General features: G+C 54.9%; 2 tRNA genes and 3 rRNA genes. All 5 read left to right on the forward strand.

The features are described 5' to 3' along the window. Nucleotides 1–305 precede the first annotated feature (305 nt). The 5 genes from BGO89_05175 to rrf all read left to right on the forward strand — a co-directional run bounded on the left by BGO89_05175 (nt 306) and on the right by rrf (nt 5,754). Nucleotides 306–1,794 (forward strand): 16S ribosomal RNA (locus BGO89_05175). Nucleotides 1,795–2,066: 272 nt separating this feature from the next. Beyond that, nucleotides 2,067–2,143 (forward strand) — tRNA-Ile (locus tag BGO89_05180). A 10-nt stretch (nt 2,144–2,153) separates the two neighbouring features. Further along, a tRNA-Ala gene (locus tag BGO89_05185) sits at nt 2,154–2,226 on the forward strand. 447 nt (nt 2,227–2,673) lie between these two features. Next, nucleotides 2,674–5,467: ribosomal RNA gene (locus BGO89_05190) — 23S ribosomal RNA — on the forward strand. A 170-nt stretch (nt 5,468–5,637) separates the two neighbouring features. Beyond that, nucleotides 5,638–5,754: ribosomal RNA gene (rrf, locus tag BGO89_05195) — 5S ribosomal RNA — on the forward strand. The 16S, 23S and 5S rRNA genes sit together here with 2 tRNA genes alongside, the layout of an rRNA operon. Nucleotides 5,755–5,787: the final 33 nt, after the last annotated feature.

The following is a 5,787-nucleotide window of genomic DNA, read 5'->3' on the forward strand; positions in this document are numbered from 1 at the left end:
CCATTTGGTGAAGAGGAGAAAGTGCCGTAAGTTTGTCGTCCCTGAAGCGCGCAACTGTGCAACGGGGCGGTTCCGGGGCCAGCCGGAGCGTCGAGGTGAGAACCTCGGCGGAGCGCGGCAGGCAGAGGAGCTGATGTTCTTTGACAACGGGAAATATCCATGTAGAACAGGGTAAGCGGACTCAGCGATGAGTCCGGGCCTGAGGGGGACCTCAGGCTGAGCGGCGAGCAATCGTCGTTCGATCTTACCCCGTCAAGAGAATCAACCAAGTCGGGAAACTTCAAACAGAAGACAAACTCTACAACGGAGAGTTTGATCCTGGCTCAGGACGAACGCTGGCGGCATGCCTAACACATGCAAGTCAAGGGGTAGCAATACCACTGGCGCACGGGTGAGTAACACGTAGGTTATCTGCCCCCATCACAGACATAACCTCGGGAAACCGAGGCTAATATCTGATGAGGTCGTGAGATCAAAGCTTCGGCGGATGGGGATGAGCCTGCGGCTGATTAGCTAGTTGGTGAGGTAATGGCTCACCAAGGCGACGATCAGTAGCTGGTCTGAGAGGACGAACAGCCACACTGGAACTGAGACACGGTCCAGACTCCTACGGGAGGCAGCAGTGAGGAATATTGGTCAATGGGAGCAATCCTGAACCAGCAATGCCGCGTGTGGGATGAAGGCGCTTCGCGTCGTAAACCACTGTCGGACGGGACGAAAGGAGCTATGAAGCTCTAGGACGGTACCGTCAAAGGAAGGATCGGCTAACTACGTGCCAGCAGCCGCGGTAATACGTAGGATCCAAGCGTTGTCCGGATTTACTGGGTATAAAGGGTGCGTAGGCGGCCTTGTGCGTCAGAGGTGAAATCTCCGGGCTTAACCCGGAGGGTGCCTTTGATACGGCAGGGCTTGAGTGCGAGAGAGGATGATGGAATTCCTGGTGTAGCGGTGAAATGCGTAGATATCAGGAGGAACACCGGTGGCGAAGGCGGTCATCTGGCTCGAAACTGACGCTGAGGCACGAAAGCGTGGGGATCAAACAGGATTAGATACCCTGGTAGTCCACGCCCTAAACGATGTATGCTTGGTGTTGGGGTCGCAAGATCTCAGTGCCGTAGGAAATCTGATAAGCATACCACCTGGGGAGTACGATCGCAAGGTTGAAACTCAAAGGAATTGACGGGGGCCCGCACAAGCGGTGGATCATGTGGTTTAATTCGATGCAACGCGAAGAACCTTACCCAGGCTTGAAGTGCTAGTAGTAAAGAGATGAAAGTCGAATGACCCGTAAAGTCGGATGCTAGCAGAGGTGCTGCATGGCTGTCGTCAGCTCGTGCCGTGAGGTGTTGGGTTAAGTCCCGCAACGAGCGCAACCCCTATCCCTAGTTGCCATCGAGTCAAGTCGGGCACTCTAGAGAGACTGCCTACGCAAGTAGAGAGGAAGGTGGGGATGACGTCAAGTCATCATGGCCCTTACGTCTGGGGCTACACACGTGATACAATGGACGGTACAGTGGGCGAGGCTGCGAAGCCAAGGTAATCCCCAAAACCGTTCTCAGTTCGGATTGGAGTCTGCAACTCGACTCCATGAAGGTGGAATCGCTAGTAATCGCGGATCAGCATGCCGCGGTGAATACGTTCCCGGGCCTTGTACACACCGCCCGTCAAGCCATGGGAGCCGGGGGCGCCCGAAGCCGGCAGAGATGCCGTCGAAGGCGAAATCGGTGACTGGGGCTAAGTCGTAACAAGGTAGCCGTACCGGAAGGTGCGGCTGGATCACCTCCTTTCTAAGGAGAATATCCTCAAAGGATTTCTATCCTTGAATCAACATGGAAACTTCGGTTTCCACCCGGCAGAACTCCGGTTCTGCCATCAACAGATGAAACTTCGGTTTCATCGCCAACGATGGAACTTCGGTTCCATCGTCCTGACGATCATCTTGATCGAGGACGTGCAAACGTCCGGTTCTACATGGAAGACTCCCGTTGTCCAAGCACATCCGCGCCCAGTGGAGACACTGGAACCGCGAGGATGCGTTCTTTGCAAACGTGCAAGTGAAATTGCGCGGGCCGGTAGCTCAGCTGGTTAGAGCACACGCCTGATAAGCGTGAGGCCGGTGGTTCAAGTCCACTCCGGCCCACCACGTGTCAATCGGGCCCATAGCTCAGCTGGGAGAGCGCCTGCCTTGCAAGCAGGAGGTCAGCGGTTCGATCCCGCTTGGGTCCACTCTGACATCCGCACGCTCAGGCGCGTGCCGTACAGGCACGTCGGAAGCGTTTGCACGTTTGAACAGAGGTCATGCGAATGACCGTCGTTCTTTGACAACACATGAGGTTTTCCGTAAGGTCTTGCAGATTCCTTTCGCCAGGAACTGCAAGCAAGCGGCACACGCCTGGAATCAATGTTCCTTGTTCCAGGAGAGAGTCTCGGCGCAGATTGAAAAGGCCCTGCACCGAAACAGTTCGTGTGAGTCCGCGAGTATGCCGGAAGAAGAAGACATCAGCGATGGTGTCGGGCGCTCCGGGATGCGAAGCGTACGAGAAGTCATGGCATGAGCAGCCATGCAGTACGTGTCGTGAGTGGTGACTCGTAATCGAGTCATGATGATGAAACGACGAAGGCCGATGACGTAGAGCGCGCGATAGAGAATCAACCTGTCGCAGGACGAATTCGGTAAGTTACAAAGGGCACACGGTGGATGCCTTGGCACAGAGAGGCGATGAAGGACGCAGCAACCGGCGAAACGCTGCGGGGAGCTGGAAGCAAGCTTTGATCCGCAGATATCCGAATGGGGCAACCCAACGGGAGTCATGTCCCGTTACCCGCAAGGGAGCAAACCCGGGGAAGTGAAACATCTCAGTACCCGGAGGAAGAGAAATCAAACGAGATTACCGTAGTAGTGGCGAGCGAACCGGTAAGAGCCTAAACCGAGGTTACGCAAGTAGCCTCGGGGTTGTAGGACCCCAACACGGGACCAAACATGATAGCAGAACGATCTGGGAAGGTCGGCCAAAGAAGGTGAGAGCCCTGTATGCGAAATCATGAATGGCCCAAGGGGAATCCTGAGTACCGCGGGACACGAGAAATCCTGTGGGAATCCGGGGGGACCACCCTCCAAGGCTAAATACTCCTCTGTGACCGATAGTGAACCAGTACCGTGAGGGAAAGGTGAAAAGAACCCTTTAGAAGGGAGTGAAAAGAACCTGAAACCGTGTGCTTACAAACGGTCGGAGCAGACTTCGGTCTGTGACGGCGTGCCTTTTGCTTAATGAGCCTACGAGTTGCTCGTCACATGCAAGGGTAAGGATATGGATATCCGCACCCGCAGCGAAAGCGAGTCTGAATAGGGCGATCTAGTATGTGGCGGCAGACGCGAAACCGTGTGATCTATCCATGGACAGGATGAAGCGTGAGTAACATCACGTGGAGGTCCGAACCGGTGTGGGTTGAAAACTACTCGGATGATCTGTGGATAGGGGTGAAAGGCCAATCAAACTCGGTGATAGCTCGTACTCCCCGAAATGTTTTTAGGAACAGCCTCGTGTTACTGTCCCGGAGGTAGGGCTCTGATTGGGCTAGGGCTGTCACAACGGTACCGACCCCAGATAAACCGCAAATGCCGGAGACAGGATGCACGGGAGTGAGGCTGCGAGGGATAAGCTTCGTAGCCGAGAGGGAAACAACCCAGACCATCAGCTAAGGTCCCCAAGTGAATGCTCACAGAGAAAGGATGTGCAGTTGCACAGACAGCCAGGATGTTGGCTTAGAAGCAGCCATTCATTTAAAGAGTGCGTAATAGCTCACTGGTCGAGCGACTGTGCGCCGATAATAATCGGGACTAAGCATTCCACCGAAGCTATGGGCTCAGCGTAAGCTGAGCGGTAGGGGAGCATTCCATTGGCGGTGAAGGTGTGTCGTGAGGCATGCTGGAGCGAATGGAAGAGCATATGTAGGCATAAGTAGCGATAACGGAAGTGAGAATCTTCCGCGCCGAAAGTCCAAGGTTTCCTGAGCTCCGTTCGTCGACTCAGGGTTAGGCGGCCCCTAAGGCGAGGCCGAGAGGCGTAGCTGATGGGAAGCAGGCACATTACAATATTCCTGCCCCACTATGACAATGAAAGTGACGCAGACGTACATCGTTTCCGGATGAATGGCTATTCCGGGATCGACGAAGGCTGCCGAGAAAAGCGAGTCATGGTGACCGTACCGCAAACCGACACAGGTGGACGGGTTGAATATACTAAGGCGCGCGAGTGAGCCGTGCTTAAGGAACTCGGCAAATTGACCCCGTAACTTCGGGAGAAGGGGTGCCCGCGCAAGCGGGCCGCAGAGAAATGGCCCAGGCGACTGTTTACCACAAACACATCACTCTGCCAACACGTTAAGTGGATGTATAGGGTGTGACACCTGCCCGGTGCCGGAAGGTTAAGAGGAGAGGTCAGCCGTAAGGCGAAGCTTTGAATCGAAGCCCCGGTAAACGGCGGCCGTAACTATAACGGTCCTAAGGTAGCGAAATTCCTTGTCGGGTAAGTTCCGACCTGCACGAATGGTGTAACGATCTGGGCACTGTCTCAAGCACGGGCTCGGCGAACTTGTGGTACCGGTGAAGACGCCGGTTACCCGCATATGGACGGAAAGACCCTATGCACCTTTACTGCAGCTTAGTATTGGGTTTGGTTACACCATGCGTAGCATAGGTGGGAGACTATGAAGCGGAGCTTGCGGGCTTCGTGGAGTCAACGGTGAAATACCACCCTTGTTGTGACCGGATTCTAACCCGGCGGAGTGGATCCGCGGGGACAGTGCTAGGTGGGCAGTTTGACTGGGGCGGTCGCCTCCTAAAAGGTAACGGAGGCTTACAAAGGTTCCCTCAGCACGGTTGGTAATCGTGCGTAGAGTGCAAAGGCATAAGGGAGCTTGACTGTGAGGGAGACATCCCGAACAGGTGCGAAAGCAGGTCTTAGTGATCCGGCGGCACTGCGTGGAAGGGCCGTCGCTCAAAGGATAAAAGGTACGCTAGGGATAACAGGCTGATCTTGCCCAAGAGTCCACATCGACGGCAAGGTTTGGCACCTCGATGTCGGCTCATCGCATCCTGGGGCTGGAGAAGGTCCCAAGGGTTTGGCTGTTCGCCAATTAAAGCGGTACGTGAGCTGGGTTCAGAACGTCGTGAGACAGTTCGGTCCCTATCCTATGCGGGCGCAGGATGTTTGAGGAGAGTCGTTCTTAGTACGAGAGGACCGGAATGACCGGACCGACGGTGAATCTGTTGTCACGCCAGTGGCACGGCAGAGTAGCCATGTCCGGGAAGGATAAGCGCTGAAAGCATCTCAAGCGCGAAACCCACTCCAAGATTAGACATCCCAATTAGTAAGGACCCGGGGAGATGACCCGGTTGATAGGCTTCAGGTGGACGCATGGCAACATGTGGAGCCGAGAAGTACTAATAGTCCGAGGACTTACCATTAATTTTCCAGGCTCCGGCCATACAAAAGGCTGGTCGGATGCTGCAGGAGGATCCCCTCCTGCGACAGGAAGATTCATCTCGCGCCTACAACATCGCCTTCTTCTTCATCATCATGACTCGGTGACCATGATCACCACACTCACAACCTGAGTACCCTACGGAAATTTCCTCTTGGTGACGATTGCGCGGGTGTCACACCTCTTCCCATTCCGAACAGAGAAGTTAAGCCCCGTTGCGCCGATGGTACTGCTCCTGAACTGGAGTGGCAGAGTAGGTAGTCGCCAGGTTATCTGTCACAGAAGCCCCCTATCCAACGATAG

This window comes from Candidatus Kapaibacterium thiocyanatum (assembly GCA_001899175.1).
GTDB classification, from domain to species: domain Bacteria; phylum Bacteroidota; class Ignavibacteria; order Kapaibacteriales; family Kapaibacteriaceae; genus Kapaibacterium; species Kapaibacterium thiocyanatum.